Origin of the sequence: Streptomyces sp. 5-10 (assembly GCF_014712245.1) — a bacterium.
GTDB lineage: Bacteria > Actinomycetota > Actinomycetes > Streptomycetales > Streptomycetaceae > Streptomyces > Streptomyces violaceusniger.
Genome location: NZ_JACVYG010000034.1, coordinates 1 through 17510, shown reverse-complemented (window position 1 = coordinate 17510; position 17510 = coordinate 1). Strand labels below are relative to the sequence as shown.

Below are 17510 nucleotides of genomic sequence, written 5' to 3'. Positions count from 1 at the left end.
GTGAAAGCCGCGTCGCAGTACGGACCATGCAATTTGCCGGGTTCGGGGCGTTAATCCCCACGTGTGCTCTTCGTGCATTGACCATGCCCGGCTGCCCCCGTATGCTACAAGTTGCGCTGCGGGCCTGTGCGCCTCGGACGGAGCAGGCCGCGCTCGCATCTGTTGTATGTCCCCTCGGTTGTCGAGGCGCTCGCGCTTTTCGATCCCTGAAATCGGAAAGATTCGGCGTCTCCAAGGCTGTCCGGCTTCGGCAGTGCGATAAGGGTCCCCGGCGTAGCAGTACCTACGACTTCATGTCCGTACCGGAGCCCTTTTCCACATGACGAGCAGCACCGAGGCAACCCGCACCACCCCGCAGGTGGCGGTCAACGACATCGGTTCCGAGGAAGCCTTCCTCGCCGCGATCGACGAGACGATCAAGTACTTCAACGACGGCGACATCGTCGACGGCGTCATCGTGAAGGTCGACCGGGACGAGGTCCTGCTCGACATTGGTTACAAGACCGAAGGCGTCATCCCCTCTCGCGAACTGTCGATCAAGCACGACGTCGACCCCAATGAGGTCGTGGCCGTCGGCGACGAGATCGAGGCCCTTGTCCTCCAGAAGGAGGACAAGGAAGGCCGACTGATCCTCTCGAAGAAGCGCGCCCAGTACGAGCGCGCCTGGGGCACCATCGAGAAGATCAAGGAAGAGGACGGGATCGTCACCGGTACCGTCATCGAGGTCGTCAAGGGTGGTCTCATCCTCGACATCGGCCTCCGTGGCTTCCTCCCCGCCTCCCTGGTGGAGATGCGCCGCGTCCGCGACCTGCAGCCCTACGTGGGCAAGGAGCTCGAGGCGAAGATCATCGAGCTCGACAAGAACCGCAACAACGTGGTCCTGTCCCGCCGCGCCTGGCTGGAGCAGACCCAGAGCGAGGTCCGCCAGACCTTCCTCACCACCCTCCAGAAGGGCCAGGTGCGCTCCGGCGTCGTCTCCTCCATCGTCAACTTCGGTGCGTTCGTGGACCTGGGCGGCGTCGACGGTCTCGTCCACGTCTCGGAGCTGTCCTGGAAGCACATCGACCACCCGTCCGAGGTCGTCGAGGTCGGCCAGGAGGTCACGGTCGAGGTCCTGGACGTCGACATGGACCGCGAGCGCGTCTCCCTGTCGCTCAAGGCGACGCAGGAGGACCCGTGGCAGCAGTTCGCCCGGACCCACCAGATCGGTCAGGTCGTCCCGGGTAAGGTCACCAAGCTCGTGCCGTTCGGTGCGTTCGTCCGCGTGGACGAGGGCATCGAGGGTCTGGTCCACATCTCCGAGCTGGCCGAGCGCCACGTGGAGATCCCGGAGCAGGTCGTCCAGGTCAACGACGAGATCTTCGTCAAGGTCATCGACATCGACCTCGAGCGCCGCCGCATCAGCCTCTCGCTGAAGCAGGCCAACGAGTCCTTCGGCGCCGACCCGTCCGCGGTCGAGTTCGACCCGACCCTGTACGGCATGGCCGCGTCCTACGACGACCAGGGCAACTACATCTACCCCGAGGGCTTCGACCCCGAGGCCAACGACTGGCTCGAGGGCTACGAGAAGCAGCGCGAGGAGTGGGAGCGCCAGTACGCCGAGGCGCAGCAGCGCTTCGAGCAGCACCAGGCGCAGGTCATCAAGTCCCGCGAGGCCGACGAGCAGGCCGCTGCCGAGGCGGGCAACGCCGCCCCGGCGCCGGGCGGGCAGGCCTCCGGTGGCGGTTCGTACTCCTCGGAGTCGGCCGACAACTCCGGCGCCCTGGCGTCGGACGAGGCGCTGGCCGCGCTGCGCGAGAAGCTGGCCGGCGGCCAGAGCTGACCAGCCGCCGCTAGTCGGCACCAGCTGAGCAGGTAAGGCCCGCTCCCCCTGGGGAGCGGGCCTTACGCATGCCCGTGGCGCCGCACACTTGCCCATGGCGCCGCACACTGACCGAAACGGAGTCCACGGTCACGCTGTGGGCGCCGTCGATCCTGATGCCCTCCTTGCCGCCGCGGACCGTGATCCCCCTGACGGTCCAGTACGAGGCGCCGTTCAGCCGCAGCCCATAGCCGCCGCTCGCGGTGAGGACCGCCTTCGAGGAGCCGGTGAGGGTGATCCGCGAGCCGGAGGTGCCGGAAGCGGTGATCTCGAAGCTGCCGTGGTAGCAGCCGTCGGCGAGCCGGATCGTGTCGCCGGGCCGGGCCCCGGCGAGGGCCTCCCTGAGCCCGTCCGTGTCATCGACGGAGATCGGGACGGCGGTGGCGGCGGGGGCCTCCTGCCCGGTCATGCCCGCCGCGATCAGCCCGCCGGTGGCGATCAGCCCGGCGGCGACGGCGGTGAGGAGGGTGCGTAATCGGGTGGGAGTGCGGCCGGGGGAGTGCATAGGAGGCTGCCTTCCTGTGCCGTGGCCAGAGGTGAACACGCTGGGTTCTGGTCAGTGAACGCCGGATGACATGATGAACCGCTGACGGCTGGCGAAGATAGGCGTGCCGCATATGCGCGTCAACCCCGCGACGTGCGCCGACATCGAGATCGGGCCGCTCCCGTTCGACCCGGTGGGCCATGGGGGACGTCGCCCAAGTGGGCCCCTCGGGGGCGGGGTTCGGGGCCGCTCGGCCATCGAAGGTCCCACCCGGGGAATGCCCCCGCCCCCGTTCGGTGTTCTTGCGAGCGAACACGAGGAGGAGCGGTCACAGTGCATGATCCGCAGGAGTTGTACGCATGGGAACCGAGCGGGCTGGCGGAGGTCGACGCGATAGCCTCGCGGGACTCGGCAGGGCTGGTGCTGCTGTACCACTTCGACGGCTATATCGACGCCGGCGAGACCGGGGACCAGATCGTGGAGCGGCTGCTCGACGGCCTGCCGCGCAAGGTGGTCGCGCGTTTCGACCATGACCGGCTGGTCGACTACCGGGCCCGGCGCCCGCTGCTCACCTTCCAGCGCGACCGGTGGACCGCGTACGAGACCCCGAAGATCGAGCTGCATCTGGTGCGCGACGCGACCGCGGCTCCGTTCCTGCTGCTCACCGGGCCGGAGCCGGATGTGGAGTGGGAGCGGTTCGCGGCCGCCGTGGGCCAGATGGTCGAGCGGCTGGGCGTCAGGCTCGCGGTGAACTTCCACGGCATCCCGATGGGCGTGCCGCACACCCGGCCGGTCGGCATCACCCCGCACGGCAATCGCACCGACCTGATGCCCGGGCACCGGGGCTACTTCGACGAGGCCCAAGTGCCCGGCAGTGCCGAGTCCTTGATCGAGTACCGGCTCGCCGAGGCGGGCCGCGATGTGCTCGGCGTCGCCGCGCATGTGCCGCACTACCTGGCCCGGTCGGCCTATCCGGACGCGGCGCTCACCGCGCTGGAGGCCATCACCGCGGCCACCGGTCTGGTGCTGCCGGGGCCGACGCACGCCCTGCGCAACGAGGCCCTGAGGACGCAGGAGGAGATCGAGCGGCAGATCTCGGAGGGCGACGAGGAGCTGGTCGCGCTCGTACGGGGCCTCGAGCACCAGTACGACGCGGTGGCCGGGGCCGAGAGCCGCGGCAATCTGGTCGCGGAGCCGGCCGAGCTGCCCTCGGCGGATGAACTGGGCGCGGAGTTCGAACGGTTCCTCGCCGAGCGCGAGGGCGACGGCGGAGCCTGACCGATGACCCCACCGGCGCGCCATATAGCGTGGGCCCCATGCTGAACCTGGGGCTCACGGGCGGAATCGGCGCGGGTAAGAGCGAGGTCTCACGGATTCTGACCTCATTGGGGGCGGTGCTGATCGACTCGGATCGGATCGCTCGCGAGGTGGTCGAGCCGGGCACGCCGGGACTGGCCGCCGTGGTCGCCGAGTTCGGCCCCGAGGTGCTGACCGCCGACGGCCGTCTGGACCGGCCCAGGCTGGGCGGGATCGTCTTCAACGACCCAGAGCGGCTGAGCGCGCTGAACGCGATCGTCCACCCGCTGGTCCGGGACCGCTCCGCCGAACTCCAGGCGGCGGCCGCGCCCGACGCCGTGGTCGTCCATGACGTCCCCCTCCTGGCCGAGAACAAGCTGGCGCCGCTCTACGACCTGGTCATGGTCGTGGACGCCACGCCCGAGACCCAGCTGGACCGGCTGGTGCGGCTGCGCGGCATGGCCGAGGACGAGGCGCGGGCCCGGATGGCGGCACAGGCCACCCGCGCGGAACGGCTGGCCATCGCCGATGTGGTGATCGACAACAATGGCCCGATCGAGGCGCTGGAGCCGCAGGTCAGAAAGGTCTGGGCGGATCTGCTGCAGCGGGCGGCCGCCACGGAGGGCTGACCGGGGGCGCGGTGCGGAGCGTGCGGCGGCCCGCGGCGGGGAATGCGGCGTGCGGGGTGTTTGTTGTGCACCCCGTAGCGAACGATCACCGTGACGGTTCATCCCATCCCCTCACCCCATCCGCCGCCTCACCACCGAGTACGTACCCGGGGAAGGAAACGGCTGTGCCCGAGCCCACGCCCGAGACCCACGTCATCGACTTCCGCGCCGCGGAGCAGCTGCTCGCCGCCCGAGATCCACGGGGTGCCGTGAAGCTGCTCGACTCGGTCATCAGCGCCCACCCCGAGAACACGGCGGCCCGGCTGCTCCGGGCGCGCGCGTTCTTCGGCGCGGCCCAGCTGCGCTCGGCGGAGCTGGAGTTCCAGCTCGTCCTGGAGCGCGAGCCGGACAACGCCTTCGCCCACTTCGCCCTGGCCCGCACCCTGGAGCGGGCCAACCGCTCGGCCGAGGCCACCCGCCACTTCCGGCTGGCCGCGGCGCTCGATCCGCGCCCGGACTTCGTGGAGGCGGCCCGGTTCGGCGAAAAGGGTAGCCGGGACGGATAGGCGGGGCGCGGGCTGAGCCGCGGCGCTCACCGGGGGCCGCGTTCCGGCGTACGCGCCGGTGCACGGTGGAGCCCGCATTCCGCCGTACGCGCCGGTGCGCGGCGGGGCCCGCGTTCCGCCGTACGCAACGGTGGGCGGCGGGCGCCCGTGTCCCCGGTCAGCGCCAGAGGGCGAAGCCGCCGAGGACCACCGCGCCCAGCAGCACCACCCCGCCGAGCCCGAGCGCCACTCCGCGCTGACGGACGATGTCGTACGGGTCGGCCTCCGGTCCCCGCCGCGCCTCCCACCGCCCGTACGGCTCTCCGGTTCCGGAGAGCATCAGCCCGAGCGCACAGAGCGCGATGCCGATCGCCAGCACCCCCATGACGGCCCCCTGTCGCGGCAGGTACTCAGCAGGTACTGGGCAGTATCCCCCGGAACGCGGTGCTCCCCGCCGTCGATATCCCGTCACCGCCGTAAGCGGCGTGCCCAGGCTTGCCCGCCTTACGGAGCCCGCCGCCGCCCGCGGCTCCGCCTGCCCTCGGAGACCGGTGCGTACGGCGGCACATCACGGCCCGGCTGATAGTGCGGCCCCTGCCGGATGTGCCGGATCACCAGGACCAGATCGATCAGCGTGACGACGGCGAGCGCCCCGCACGCCGCCGCCCACCCCGGCCGGCCCGCGACCGCGAAGGCCACCGCGCCGCCGAGCGTCCAGAGCAGCCCCCACGTGGCCAGCCCCAGCCGCATCCGCAGCGGACTGCGCGCGTGTACCGGTTCATCGCCCGTTCGGATCAGCCGCATCGGCATGGCACAGCATCTCCCGTTTTCGGCCGCTTCCTACCGCTTTCCGCCCCCTCGAATCTACCGCCGGGGGGCGCCCACCGACACCTGAGATCATGTCGTGTACATCCACACGGGACGGCATGGGACCAGGACGATGAGGAGTGGCCAGTGATCCGCCAGTCATGGGACGAAACGGCCGCCAAGCGGGCCCGCATCCGCGGCTGCCTGCTGGGCGGTGCGATCGGCGACGCCCTCGGCAATCCCATCGAGTTCCTCTCCCTGCGGTCGATCCGCGAGACCTACGGCGCCGCGGGCGTCACCACCCTCGTCCCGGACGGCAGCGGGGTCGTGGGCCGGGTCACCGATGACACCCAGATGACGCTCTTCACGGCCGAGGGCCTGATACGGGCCCACGCCAGAACCTCGTCCAAGGGCCTCGAAGGGTCCGAGACCGCCGTCGTCCGCCACGCCTATCTGCGCTGGCTGGACACCCAGAACCACCCCGGGCCGCCGCCCGCCGAGGGAGGCGGGGACCTGGTCCGCTCCGGCTGGCTGCGCACCCAGCCCTGGCTGTACGCCCGCCGCGCCCCCGGCAACGCCTGCCTCTCCGGCCTCACCGCGAAGCACGTCCCCGCCCCGCGCGCCCCCCTCGACGGCACCCCCGGCCCGGTGAACACCGGCTCCAAGGGCTGCGGCACCGTGATGCGCTCGGCGCCGTTCGGCCTCACCGGGCTCGACCCCCGCGAGAGCTTCGAACTCGCCGCCCGCTGCGCCCAGATCACCCATGGCCATCCGACGGGCTACTACGCGGCCGGTGCCCTGGCCGCCATGATCGCCTGCCTGCTCGACGGCGAGTCCCTCGAAGGCGCGACCCTGCGCACCCTGGAACTCCTCGCCCGCTACCCGGGCCACGAGGAGACCACCGCCGCCCTCCGCAAGGCGGTCGACCTGGCGGCCGAGGGCGATCCGACCCCCGAGAAGGCCGAGTCGCTCGGCGGCGGCTGGGTCGCCGAGGAGGCGCTGGCCATCGCGGTCTACAGTGCCCTGGCCCGCACCCCGGCCCAGCAGATCCTGTACGGCCCCGGCGGCAAGATCAGCTACGACCCGGCGCCCCCGCGCACCCCCGTCCAGGCGGCCCTGCTGCTCTCCGTCAACCACTCGGGCGACAGCGACTCGACGGGCTCGATCTGCGGCAACATCCTCGGCGCCCACCACGGCGACCTCCGCCTCCCGCCGGCCTGGCTGTCCCTGACCGAGGGCCGCGGCACGATCGCCGAACTCGCCGACGACTTCGCCTCCGAGTTCCACCGCTCGGTGGAGCTGTACGAGCCCTACGACGACGTGGTCTTCCCCCGCGACCGCTACCCGCTCAGCTGACCGCCCCGGGGACGCTGACCACCCGGGGACTCAGACCGCCCCGGGACTCAGACCGCTCCGGAGCCGTCCGTGCGGCCGCGCCGGAGCCGGCGCTGGGCCTTGTGGAGGAAGGGGAAGCGCTCGCGCTTCTCGCGGGTGCTGCGGTCGAGCTCTTCCATGAGGCGCTTGGAGCGCTGCTCCATGTCGAGTTCGTCGAGGACGCGGTCGATCTCCGCCAGCAGGGCACCGTGCAGCTGCCACTGGCGGGGGTGCTCCTGGACGCGGCGCAGCAGGAGGTCGGCGCCGCGGTCGCGGCTGGCGTGGGCCTTGACGAGCTCGCTGGAGAGGCGGGATTCGGCTTCCTCGGCGTTGGCGCTGACCTGCGTGGTGACCAGGACGGCGAAGCTCTCGACGGCGGCGGCGAGATGGGTGAAGAGGTCCTTCAGGGCATCCGCCACGTCCGGGGGGAAGAGGGGCTCGTCCGTCCGCGCCCTGGCGAGATCGGTCAGGGTGCGGGACATGACGCGCAGGATGACGGTGCAGATCTCCAGCGTGTCCAGGCCGGTGCGGAGCACCACGCGGTAGAGCAGGCCTTCCTTGACGCGGGGGTTGAGCCGCACACTGTCCTCCGCCTGCCGGAGGGCGGCGTCGACCTGGGAGATGTCGTGGTCGAGGCGGCGGGCCTCGTGGAGCCGGGCGGCGGCGCGGTCGACGGCGATCTGGCTGCCCAGCTCCTCGCCGATGTGCAGCAGCAGCTGACGCATCCGGCGGGCCAGGTCCTCGATGGACTTACCGGCCGTCTCGACCCACACCGGAGGCGCGAGGAAGAAGTTGAAGGCCATCCCGACACCGGCCCCGATCAGGGTCTCCAGCACCCGGTCCCAGGCGTAGGTGGTCACCTGCGCCACGCCCAGGACCAGCATGGCGCTGATCGCCACCTCCTGGACCCAGTCGCCCACGCGTGTGAGATAGCCGGCGGTCTGGGCGGCGAGGATGATCAGGCACAGACTCCACCAGGTCAGCCCCACCAGCACGCTGAAGGCGACGGCGATCAGGACGCCCACGACCACGGCCTCGACCCTGCGCAGGCTTCGGGTGAGGGTCGCGTACAGGGTGACCTGGACGACGAGGAGGGCGGTGAGCGGGGCGGTGAGCGGGGCGGGTTCCTTGCTCAGCTCGAGGGCGACGACGTACGCGATGGTCGCCGCCGCCGTGGAGCGCACAGTCTGGACGACGACCGGGTCGTGGCGTCGTTTGACGAGCTCCGCCAGTGGGTCGAGAACATCGGGCACGTACAAGCCCCTTCCACGCCGAGGGGGCCGCCATGTCACCGGGTTTCGCGGACGGGTTAACGTGTCGGGCGTGATCAGCCCATTGAACGGAACGCAGGGGACGGGGGACGGCGCGGCGCTTCCCGGAAGCACCGGCCCGGCCGCCACCGTCGAGGCTCATCCGCGCCAGGTCGGGCGGGTACGGACGAGTTACGCGCCCGATCCGGACGGGGATCCGGACCCCGGCGAGATCGTCTGGACATGGGTGCCGTACGAGGAGAACGACGGCCGCGGCAAGGACCGCCCGGTGCTGGTGGTCGCGCGGGAGCGGGCCGGGACGCTGCTCGCCGTGCAGCTGTCCAGCAAGCGGCACGACGGCGACCGCGAGTGGGTGCCGATCGGCTCCGGGCCGTGGGACCGGGCCGGGCGGGAGTCATGGGTCGATCTGGACCGGGTGCTGCGGGTGCATCCGGACGGGATGCGGCGCGAGGCGTGCGCGCTCGACCGGCCGCGCTTCGACCTGGTCGTGCTGCGGCTGCGGCAGCGGTACGGCTGGAGCTGAGCGCGGCTCGGGGAGTCTCCGGCCGATGCGGCGTGTCTCCGGCCGGATGCGGCGTGTCTCCGGCCGATGCTGAGGAAACGTCTCAGCCGTCGGCCAGCGCCAGCAGCCTGGTGACCGTGTTCCAGTTGCGGGCGGTGGTCGGCACGCCGAGCCGGGCGTTGGTGACCTTCGCCGCCAGCTTGGAGCGGCCGACCCCGTCCGGGCAGTGCAGGAAGATCTCGCGTCCGATGAGGCGGAACGCCTCCGGGGCGTAGGCGGCCGGATCCAGCGCGTCCAGCGCGGACGGGTCCGCGGGCACGTCCGCCAGGAAGACCACATGCAGGGTCTTGGGCTCGGCCACGGCCTCCGGATAGGGGTTGGCCTCGATCGCCGCGGCCAGCTCGTCGCGCGTACGGACCATGACGTCCACGGGAAAGCCGAGGTCGGCGGCGAAGTGGTCCTCCAGCGTGCGGGCCGTTTGCCCGGGCGGGGTGCCGGGGTCGGCGAAGACGATATTGCCGGTCTGGAGGTGGACGGTGACGTCCTCGAAGCCCAGCTCGGCCATCAGCTCACGCTGCCGGGCCATGGGGAACTTCCTGTTCCCGCCCACATTGATGCCGCGGAGCAGCGCTATCTGAGGTGCCATGGCCGGAGGGTACCTCTCCCGGAGTCCCTGGGCCCTGGAGCCCACGGCCCCGGGCCCACGGCATGCCGGCCCCGGGCCCACGGCATGATGGGGGCGTGCGGCTCGAAGCGATCACCTGGGAACGGCTGACCGACGCGACCGCCGACCGCATCGCCGGGCTGACGGCGGCGGACGGCAGCCCCTGGCTGAGAGTGGCCGTCGACGGGGCTCCGGCGGCGCCCACCGGCGAACTGGCGCGGGATCTGGCGGAGGCGCTGCGCATCCTCGGTCGACCGGCGCTGGTGGTCGCGGCGGCGGGGTTCTGGCGGCCCGCCTCGCTGCGCTACGAGTACGGGAAGCGGGACCCCGACGCGTACTACGACCGCTGGCTGGACACCGGCGCCCTGTGGCGCGAGGTCTTCGATCCGCTGGAACCGGGGCCGGGCGGCACCGGGCGGGTGCTGCCCGACCTGTGGGATCCGGAGACCGACCGGGCCACGCGCAGCCCGTACGCCGAACTTCCGCCGGGCGGGGTGCTGTTGCTGCACGGCGCGCTGCTGCTGGGGCACTGGTTCCCGTTCGACCTCTCGGTGCATCTGCGGCTGTCCCCGGCGGCCCTCGCCCGCCGCACCGACGAGGGCGACCGCTGGACCCTGCCCGCCTTCGCGCGCTACGAGGACGAGGTGGGGCCCGGTGAGGCGGCGGACGTGGTGGTGCGGATGGACGACCCCCGGCATCCGGCCTGGCACCGCCCGGAGCCGTAGCCGGGGTACGTTTCGAGGCGGTGCGCAGGGGGTCAGGCCCGGGTTGGTGTGCAGGGGTCAGGCCCGGGTTGGTGCGCGGGGGTCACTTCTTGGTCGGCGGGCATTCCTTCCAGGCGAAGTGATAGGTGGTGCTCACATCGCCGTCCGTCGAGTCCATGGCGATGAAGCTCGTCGTATCCGTGGTGTTGGACGATCCGGCGTTGACCCGCAACTCGGTGTTGATGTTGAAGTTGCGGAGTTCGCCGCAGGGCGACCACACCACGGTGGCGATATCGGATACGTCGGTGGCCTGCCAGTTGTCGTCGTAGGCGCCGTTGTAGCTATGCGTGTTCGACGAGGTCTGCGACTGCCCTTGGAAGTAGTACGAGGCTTTCTGGGTGGCGGACGCGCCCTTTTCCAGATGGGCGAAACCACGGTAGTCGACACTGGCGATGGCGTAGGAGAATCCCTGTGGCACATGCGTGACCAGACTCAGCTGACAGTTCTTCCTGAAGTCCGTCGGCTTGGATCCCTTGCCCACCTGTGCGAGATACTCGCTGTAGGTCACGGTGAAGGCCGTGTTGTCCGGGGAGACGGCGATCGCCGCGGTGCCCGCCGGGCAGCCCGACCCATTGACGGTCGCGACCGTGATCACGATCTTGTCGGGCGGCACGGTGTCGAACGGGGGTTGTGCATATGCCTGGGAAGTGAGCGTCGAGGCGAATAACGCCGCGACCACGCCGCCTGCGTACAGAACACCGGGCATGATTCTCCATTCGATGGTGGATTTACCGGGCTACCGGACGGCGGAAGGGCATTCCTTCCAGGCGAGGTGGTAAACCGTGTTGACCCCGCCGTCCGTCGAGTCCATGGCCATGAAGCTGGTGGTGCCCGCAGGAGAGGTGCCGGCGCTGACCCGCAGCTCGGTGTTGACGTTGAAGTTGCGGTCCTGGCCGCAGGGGGCCCACACCAGGGCGCTGTAGTCGGTGCTGTCGGTGGTCTGCCAGTTGTCGTTGTACGGACCGCTGAAGTCATGGGTCCGCGACGCGGTGTCCGCCGAGCCCTGGAAGTAGTAGCTCGCCTTCTCGGTGCCCTTGGCGCCCTTTTCGAGGTAGCCATAGCCCCGGTAGTCGACCTGGGCGATGGCGTAGGTGAACCCCTGCGGCACATGCACGCCCAGGCTGAGCTGGCAGTTCTTACGGATGTCGGTCGGATCCGCGCCGGGGCCGACCTGGGCGAGATAGTCGCTGTAGGTCACGGTGAACGCCGAGTTGTCGGCGGCGACGGCCACGGCGGTGGTGCCCTTGGGGCAGCCCGAGCCGTTCACCGTCTTGACGCTTATCTGGATCTTTTCCGGCGGTCCATCAGGGGCCGAGGAAACACCCTGGGTGGAAAGGGCCGAGGCGAATAGCGCCGCGGCCGCGCCGCCCGCCAGCAGAACACCGGACATGGCTCTCCAATTCGATCACTTGTGGGGACGTAGTTGAGCGATGAATTTCCGAGGAGCGGGAAGAGCGAGGAAGGGCGAGGAAGAGCTGGGGGTACGGGACGTGCGGGAAGTACCGGCAGAGCAGGTGGCGCGCACGATCGGTGGAGCGGGAAGTGCTGAAGAGCAGAAGAGCGGAAGAGCGTTATCACGCGGTACGGTTCGTACGGCCGAACGCAATGAGAGCCCCATGCCCGGCTGCTGACAGAAGGCCAAGGCGATGGGCGCTCTTAAGATAAGGGTGACACGCAAGCGCCACAAGACGGCCGCGGAATTCCGGGACAAGATATTTCCGTCCGGCCGGGAAGGACGATTCAGAAGAGCGGTTGCGGAAGAACGCCTTCCAGTGCCAGCAGGGTGCGCTTGGTCTCCAGCCCGCCGCCGAAACCGCCTATACCCCCGCCGCTCTCCACCACTCGGTGGCACGGCACCACGACCGGCAGTGGATTGCTCCCCATGGCCACACCGACGGCGCGGGCCGCGCCCGGCTCACCCACCCGGTCGGCGAGGTTCTGATAGCCGACGACCGTGCCATAGGGCACATGCGCGGCCAGCTCGCGCAGCACCCGGCGGTTGAAGCCGGTGATCAGGGACCAGTCCAGGGAGAGGGTGAAGGCCTTTGTGTCCCCGGCGAAATAGCTCTCCATCTGCCGTATCGCCTCGGTCAGATGCCCGGCGCAGCGAGGTGCGGACGGGACGGCCGCGGTGCCGGGGGCCGCGGGCGGCACGGCGGTGGGCTCGGCGCCGAGACGGCGGGTGAGCCTGGCGACGGCCTCGGCCGCCGTCTTCTCCTCCGCGTGGAAGACCACCTGGGCCAGCCCCTCGTCGGTGGCCGCGAGCAGCAGCGGGCCGATGGGCGTGGCCAGGACCGCCCAGGCCCAGGCGCGCGCCTCCGGCCCCTCCGGGCGCTCCCGCCGCTCCCGCGGGTCCGGCTGTGTCTGCCGCTCTGCGATCGTCACGCCTTCAGCGTAGAACCCCCCACCGACAGCGCCCCCGACAGCGCCCCGCCGGTCGGCCGGCGGGGCGCCTCGTCAGGGGAGCCGTGGCTCACGAGGCGTCGTCGAGGGCGTCCCGGATCACATCGGGCTTGTTGGTGATGATGCCGTTCACGCCCATGCCCGCGACCGAGACCGCCGTCGGGCCGTCGTTGACGGTCCAGGTGTAGACCTCCAACGGCTTGCCGTGCGCCCCCTCCACCGACCGCACCGCGGACACGTAGCCGGCGTCGATGGTGGTGTAGCTGGGGTTGATCTGGTCGGAGAACTCGGCGTACTCCGGCAGGTCGGCGACGGCCGGGGTGCCCAGGAAGCCGGTCTTGACGTCCGGCCGCAGCCGGTGGACCGTCCGCACGGAGTCGGCGCTGAAGCTCTGGACGATCAGCCGGCGCTTGTGCCGGTGGTCCAGCCAGCCCTCTCTGCGCAGCTCCCGCAGCGTCTGGCGTTCGATCCCCGGATAGAGCTCAGGAGCCTTGAGCTCCAGCAGGAGCTTTTGGTGGTTGTCCGAAACCCGGTCCATGTACTCCTCCAGGGTGGGCACCGCCTCGCCCTGGAACTCGGGGCCGAACCAGCTTCCGGCGTCCAGCTTCTCGATCTCGTCGAGGGTGAAGTCGGAGATCTTCCAGGGCGCGCGGTCCGGGAAGACCTGCTCGACGTCGGTGGTCCGGCTCAGCGTGGTGTCGTGCATGACGATCAGCTCGCCGTCCCTGGTGCGCTGGACGTCGTTCTCCACCCAGTCGATGCCCAGGTCGTCGGCGGCGTCGACGGCGGCCAGGGTGTTCTCGGGGGCGTACGCGGAGGCACCGCGATGGGCCACGGTGACCGTGTGGTGGTGCGTCTGGCCGGTGGCCTGGGCCGTGGCCGTGGGGAGGAAGAGCGCGGACATCCCGATGAGCGCGCCGGTTAACGCGGCGGCCGGGCGGATCTGCATACGGACTCCTCGCGTCGTCTGATTCTCGTCCGACTCATGGACGGGCAGAGGGTCCCAGATGCGTGGCAGTGGAGGATAGACATCGGATGGACGGAAAATTCGTGTCACGGGCGACATCGCGCGCATGATCATCCGAATCCGGCCGGAGGGCCGAGGAGGGGGTGGTGCGGACGAGCGCTCAGCCGTTGTCAGTGGCGAGTCGTACGGTGGGTCTCATGCGGCCCGTAACTCAGCTCGAACGCAAGGTGGCGCCCTTCGAGGTCGTCAGCCCCTATCAGCCCAGCGGTGACCAGCCCACCGCCATCGCCGACCTCGACCGGCGCATCCGCGCGGGGGAGAGGGACGTCGTCCTGCTCGGCGCGACCGGCACCGGCAAGTCCGCGACCACCGCATGGATGATCGAGAAGCTGCAGCGGCCCACGCTGGTCATGGCTCCGAACAAGACGCTGGCCGCCCAGCTGGCCAATGAGTTCCGCGAGCTGCTGCCGAACAACGCGGTCGAGTACTTCGTCTCGTACTACGACTACTACCAGCCCGAGGCCTACGTCCCACAGTCGGACACCTACATCGAGAAGGACTCCTCGATCAACGAGGAGGTGGAGCGGCTGCGCCACTCGGCGACGAATTCGCTGCTCACCCGGCGTGACGTGGTCGTGGTGGCCTCCGTCTCCTGCATCTACGGCCTCGGTACGCCGCAGGAGTACGTGGACCGCATGGTGCCGCTCAAGGTCGGCGAGGAGATCGACCGCGATCAGCTGCTGCGTCGCTTCGTCGATATTCAGTACAACCGCAACGACATGGCGTTCACCCGGGGCACCTTCCGGGTCCGCGGCGACACCATCGAGATCTTCCCGGTCTACGAGGAGCTCGCGGTCCGCATCGAGATGTTCGGCGACGAGATCGAGGCGCTGTCCACGCTCCACCCGCTCACCGGCGAAGTGATCAGCGACGACCAGGAGCTGTATGTGTTCCCGGCCACCCACTACGTGGCCGGGCCCGAGCGCATGGAGAGGGCCATCGCCGGGATCGAGGCCGAGCTGGAGCAGACCCTGGCCCGGATGGAGAAGCAGGGCAAGCTGCTGGAGGCCCAGCGGCTGCGGATGCGCACCACCTACGACATCGAGATGATGCGGCAGATCGGCACCTGCTCCGGCATCGAGAACTACTCGCTGCACATCGACGGCCGTGAGACCGGCTCCCCGCCGCACACCCTGCTGGACTACTTCCCGGAGGACTTCCTCCTGGTCATCGACGAGTCGCATGTCACGGTGCCGCAGATCGGCGCGATGTACGAGGGCGACGCCTCCCGCAAGCGGACCCTGATCGAGCACGGCTTCCGGCTGCCCTCCGCACTGGACAACCGCCCGCTGAAGTGGGAGGAGTTCCTGGAGCGCGTCGGCCAGACGGTCTATCTCTCGGCCACCCCGGGGGCGTACGAGATGTCCCGTGGCGACGGCTTCGTGGAACAGATCATCCGCCCGACCGGCCTGGTCGACCCGGAGGTCGTCGTCAAGCCGACCGAGGGCCAGATCGACGATCTCATCCATGAGATCCGCACCCGCACCGAGAAGGACGAGCGCGTCCTGGTCACCACCCTCACCAAGAAGATGGCCGAGGACCTCACCGACTACATGCTCGAGCTGGGCATCCAGGTGCGCTATCTGCACAGCGATGTGGACACCCTGCGCCGGGTCGAGCTGCTGCGCGAGCTGCGCGCCGGTGAGTTCGACGTGCTGGTGGGCATCAACCTGCTGCGGGAGGGCCTGGACCTGCCGGAGGTCTCGCTGGTCGCCATCCTCGACGCCGACAAGGAAGGGTTCCTGCGCTCGGGCACCTCGCTGATCCAGACGATCGGCCGCGCCGCCCGTAACGTCTCGGGCCAGGTGCACATGTACGCCGACAAGGTCACCCCGGCGATGGCGAAGGCCATCGACGAGACCAACCGCCGCCGCGAGAAGCAGATCGCGTACAACAAGGCCAACAAGATCGATCCGCAGCCGCTGCGCAAGAAGATCAACGACATCGTGGCCCAGATCGCCCGCGAGGACGTCGACACCGAGGAGCTGCTCGGCACCGGCTACCGCAAGGCGAAGGACGGCAAGGGCGCGAAGGCGGCAGAGCCGGCGGCCGGCGGCAAGGCGGCCAAGGGCGGCAAGGCCAAGGCCGCCAAGGGCAAGGCCAAGGAGGCGGTGCTGACCGACCGGCCCGCGGCCGAGCTCGCCGAGCAGATCGAGGAGATGACCGACCGCATGCGGGCCGCGGCGGCGGAGCTCCAGTTCGAGGTGGCGGCCCGACTGCGCGACGAGGTGTCGGAGTTGAAGAAGGAGCTGCGGCAGATGCGGGAGGCCGGAGTGTCCTGATGACCGCGCGCCCCGGGTCCTCACCGGGGCGCCCGCGGGTTCCCTGTGTTGCAAGACCGACACAAAAGTCCGCTCGTCCGGCCGGAGCCCCGGCGGCCGTGCATAGGGTTTTCGGAAGGGCCGTGCGTACGGCGCGGCCACGGCCGCACACCCGCGGCGGCCACGGGGAATCGAGAGACGAGAGTAGGGACAGCGCGTGACGGTCAACATGTCCAAGGGACAGGCCATCAGCCTGCAGAAGGCCGACGGGGGCACCCTGACCGCGGTGCGGATGGGGCTGGGCTGGCAGGCGGCGCCCCGCCGCGGGCTGTTCGGCTCCCGTACGCGGGAGATCGACCTCGACGCGTCGGCCGTCCTCTTCGCCGACAAGCAGCCCACCGATGTCGTCTTCTTCCGCCACCTGGTCAGCGACGACGGCTCGGTCCGCCACACCGGTGACAACCTCGTGGGCGGCGCCGGGCAGGGCGGCGACGACGAGGCCATCCTGGTCGACCTCCAGCGGGTGCCCGTCCACATCGACCAGATCGTCTTCACGGTGAACTCCTTCACCGGTCAGACCTTCGCCGAGGTGCAGAACGCGTTCTGCCGGCTGGTGGACGAGACCAACGGCCAGGAGCTCGCCCGCTACACCCTCACCGGCGGCGGGCAGTACACCGCCCAGATCATGGCCACGGTGCAGCGCGCGGGCGGCGCCTGGCAGATGAAGGCGGTCGGCGAGCCGGCCAACGGCCGCACCTTCCAGGACCTGATGCCGCACATCCTGCCGCATCTGTAGAGGCGTACCGCGTCCGTCATGGCGTACCGCCTCTGGCAAGGCGCACCGCCCAGGTGAGCGCGTCGGCCCGGTTGAGCAGAGCTCGCCGGGCCGACGCGCTCACCGCACCACCGCATCACCACTCACACCTACGGCACACAGCGGAACACGTACACAGCGGAACACAACGAGGGGACGCAGCCATGACGGCCGAGCTGGTCCGAGGGCAGAACCATCCGCTGCCCCAGACCCGTTTGGAGATCCGGATCTCTGCGGGCAATCCGATCGTGGCCGGGGCGACACTCGGCGATGAGCGGGGCACGGTGCACGGCGCCGAATGGGTCGCGCATCCCGCCTCGCCCCAGCTGACCGGGATAGAGGTGCCCAAACAGGCGGCGGCCGCCCACCGGCTCGCCGTGGACCTCGACGCGATGCCCGAGCACATCCACCGGGTCACCGTGCTGCTCGCGCTGCCGACGGGCGTCGGCGGCCCGGCCCGGTTCGGCGCCATGGCCGCGCCGTTCGTCGCCGTCACCGGCCTCGACGGCACCGAGATCGCCAGCTACACGATCACCGATCTGGACTCGGAGTCCGCGGTGGCCGCCCTGGAGCTCTACCGCAGGCAGGGCGCCTGGAAGGTGCGCGCCATCGGCCAGGGGTACGCGGGCGGGCTGGCCGCCATGCTGCACGACCAGGGGCTGGAGCGGGGCGCCGACCTCGCGGCGCGGATCAACGAGGCGGTGGCCCGCGGCATGGCCCGCTCGGTCGCCCAGCCCCCGCCCCGCACCGAGGGCGACGGGCGGGTGCGCACGGCCGCCGCGGGCGGCGGCACCGACCCGGCCCCGGACCAGCCGCGGACCCCGCCGCG

General features: G+C 70.3%; 19 protein-coding genes. 10 read left to right on the top strand and 9 right to left on the bottom strand.

Translation table 11 applies throughout. The annotated features are described in order from the left end of the window. Positions 1-319 precede the first annotated feature (319 nt). Positions 320-1822 (top strand): 30S ribosomal protein S1, encoded by a 1503-nt coding sequence (gene rpsA, locus IEJ02_RS30740; protein WP_191067810.1) that lies wholly within the window; start codon positions 320-322, stop codon positions 1820-1822. A 10-nt stretch (positions 1823-1832) separates the two neighbouring features. Here the strand turns inward: rpsA and IEJ02_RS30735 are convergent, their stop codons facing one another. After that, positions 1833-2366, bottom strand: a complete 534-nt coding sequence (locus IEJ02_RS30735; protein ID WP_223864748.1) for a right-handed parallel beta-helix repeat-containing protein — start codon at positions 2364-2366, stop codon at positions 1833-1835. Between the two features lie 312 nt (positions 2367-2678). On the opposite strand from IEJ02_RS30735, the gene IEJ02_RS30730 reads away from it, so the two are divergent. The 3 genes from IEJ02_RS30730 to IEJ02_RS30720 all read left to right on the top strand — a co-directional run bounded on the left by IEJ02_RS30730 (position 2679) and on the right by IEJ02_RS30720 (position 4815). Further along, positions 2679-3623: a PAC2 family protein gene (locus IEJ02_RS30730; RefSeq protein ID WP_191067809.1), complete on the top strand. Its 945-nt coding sequence runs from the start codon at positions 2679-2681 to the stop codon at positions 3621-3623. A gap of 38 nt (positions 3624-3661) precedes the next feature. Continuing rightward, positions 3662-4270 (top strand): dephospho-CoA kinase, encoded by a 609-nt coding sequence (coaE, locus tag IEJ02_RS30725; RefSeq protein WP_137977486.1) that lies wholly within the window; start codon positions 3662-3664, stop codon positions 4268-4270. 164 nt (positions 4271-4434) lie between these two features. Continuing rightward, complete coding sequence (locus tag IEJ02_RS30720; protein ID WP_191067808.1) at positions 4435-4815, top strand: tetratricopeptide repeat protein; 381 nt, start codon at positions 4435-4437, stop codon at positions 4813-4815. 157 nt (positions 4816-4972) lie between these two features. Here IEJ02_RS30720 and IEJ02_RS30715 read toward each other — a convergent pair whose 3' ends face one another. Both IEJ02_RS30715 and IEJ02_RS30710 read right to left on the bottom strand, forming a co-directional pair. After that, positions 4973-5179 carry a hypothetical protein gene (locus tag IEJ02_RS30715; protein WP_191067807.1) on the bottom strand — a complete coding sequence of 69 codons (207 nt, stop codon included), beginning with the start codon at positions 5177-5179 and terminating at the stop codon, positions 4973-4975. Positions 5180-5298: 119 nt separating this feature from the next. Next, positions 5299-5604, bottom strand: a complete 306-nt coding sequence (locus tag IEJ02_RS30710; RefSeq protein ID WP_137977483.1) for a DUF6343 family protein — start codon at positions 5602-5604, stop codon at positions 5299-5301. A 144-nt stretch (positions 5605-5748) separates the two neighbouring features. Here IEJ02_RS30710 and IEJ02_RS30705 point away from each other — a divergent pair, with 144 nt between their 5' ends. Continuing rightward, the gene (locus IEJ02_RS30705) at positions 5749-6957 is read left to right on the top strand and encodes an ADP-ribosylglycohydrolase family protein (protein ID WP_191067806.1); all 1209 of its coding nucleotides are present in this window, start codon (positions 5749-5751) and stop codon (positions 6955-6957) included. 47 nt (positions 6958-7004) lie between these two features. Here IEJ02_RS30705 and IEJ02_RS30700 read toward each other — a convergent pair whose 3' ends face one another. Further along, positions 7005-8228, bottom strand: coding sequence for an FUSC family protein (locus IEJ02_RS30700; RefSeq protein ID WP_191067805.1), 1224 nt, complete (start codon positions 8226-8228; stop codon positions 7005-7007). 61 nt (positions 8229-8289) lie between these two features. Here IEJ02_RS30700 and IEJ02_RS30695 point away from each other — a divergent pair, with 61 nt between their 5' ends. After that, a complete protein-coding gene (locus IEJ02_RS30695; protein WP_275560333.1) occupies positions 8290-8769 on the top strand; it encodes a type II toxin-antitoxin system PemK/MazF family toxin in 480 nt (159 codons plus the stop codon). Positions 8770-8851: 82 nt separating this feature from the next. Here IEJ02_RS30695 and IEJ02_RS30690 read toward each other — a convergent pair whose 3' ends face one another. After that, complete coding sequence (locus tag IEJ02_RS30690) at positions 8852-9394, bottom strand: DUF1697 domain-containing protein (RefSeq protein ID WP_191067804.1); 543 nt, start codon at positions 9392-9394, stop codon at positions 8852-8854. Positions 9395-9489: 95 nt separating this feature from the next. Between IEJ02_RS30690 and IEJ02_RS30685 the strand changes: the two genes are divergently transcribed. After that, entirely contained in the window at positions 9490-10137 is a 648-nt protein-coding gene (locus IEJ02_RS30685) for a nucleoside/nucleotide kinase family protein (RefSeq protein ID WP_182468999.1), read from the top strand. Positions 10138-10219: 82 nt separating this feature from the next. Here IEJ02_RS30685 and IEJ02_RS30680 read toward each other — a convergent pair whose 3' ends face one another. The 4 genes from IEJ02_RS30680 to IEJ02_RS30665 all read right to left on the bottom strand — a co-directional run bounded on the left by IEJ02_RS30680 (position 10220) and on the right by IEJ02_RS30665 (position 13528). Further along, positions 10220-10882, bottom strand: a complete 663-nt coding sequence (locus IEJ02_RS30680; RefSeq protein ID WP_191067803.1) for a DUF4360 domain-containing protein — start codon at positions 10880-10882, stop codon at positions 10220-10222. A gap of 30 nt (positions 10883-10912) precedes the next feature. Further along, positions 10913-11566, bottom strand: a complete 654-nt coding sequence (locus IEJ02_RS30675) for a DUF4360 domain-containing protein (protein WP_137977479.1) — start codon at positions 11564-11566, stop codon at positions 10913-10915. Between the two features lie 350 nt (positions 11567-11916). Further along, positions 11917-12561 (bottom strand): methylated-DNA--[protein]-cysteine S-methyltransferase, encoded by a 645-nt coding sequence (locus IEJ02_RS30670; RefSeq protein WP_191067802.1) that lies wholly within the window; start codon positions 12559-12561, stop codon positions 11917-11919. A gap of 88 nt (positions 12562-12649) precedes the next feature. Next, positions 12650-13528, bottom strand: a complete 879-nt coding sequence (locus IEJ02_RS30665) for a glycerophosphodiester phosphodiesterase (RefSeq protein ID WP_191067801.1) — start codon at positions 13526-13528, stop codon at positions 12650-12652. A gap of 215 nt (positions 13529-13743) precedes the next feature. Here IEJ02_RS30665 and uvrB point away from each other — a divergent pair, with 215 nt between their 5' ends. From uvrB to IEJ02_RS30650, 3 genes are all read left to right on the top strand, one after another. After that, positions 13744-15888, top strand: coding sequence for an excinuclease ABC subunit UvrB (gene uvrB / locus IEJ02_RS30660; protein WP_191067800.1), 2145 nt, complete (start codon positions 13744-13746; stop codon positions 15886-15888). A 196-nt stretch (positions 15889-16084) separates the two neighbouring features. Next, positions 16085-16663, top strand: a complete 579-nt coding sequence (locus IEJ02_RS30655) for a TerD family protein (RefSeq protein ID WP_137977476.1) — start codon at positions 16085-16087, stop codon at positions 16661-16663. A 182-nt stretch (positions 16664-16845) separates the two neighbouring features. Continuing rightward, the coding region (locus IEJ02_RS30650) for a TerD family protein (protein ID WP_223864745.1) at positions 16846-17510 on the top strand (665 nt) is incomplete at its 3' end.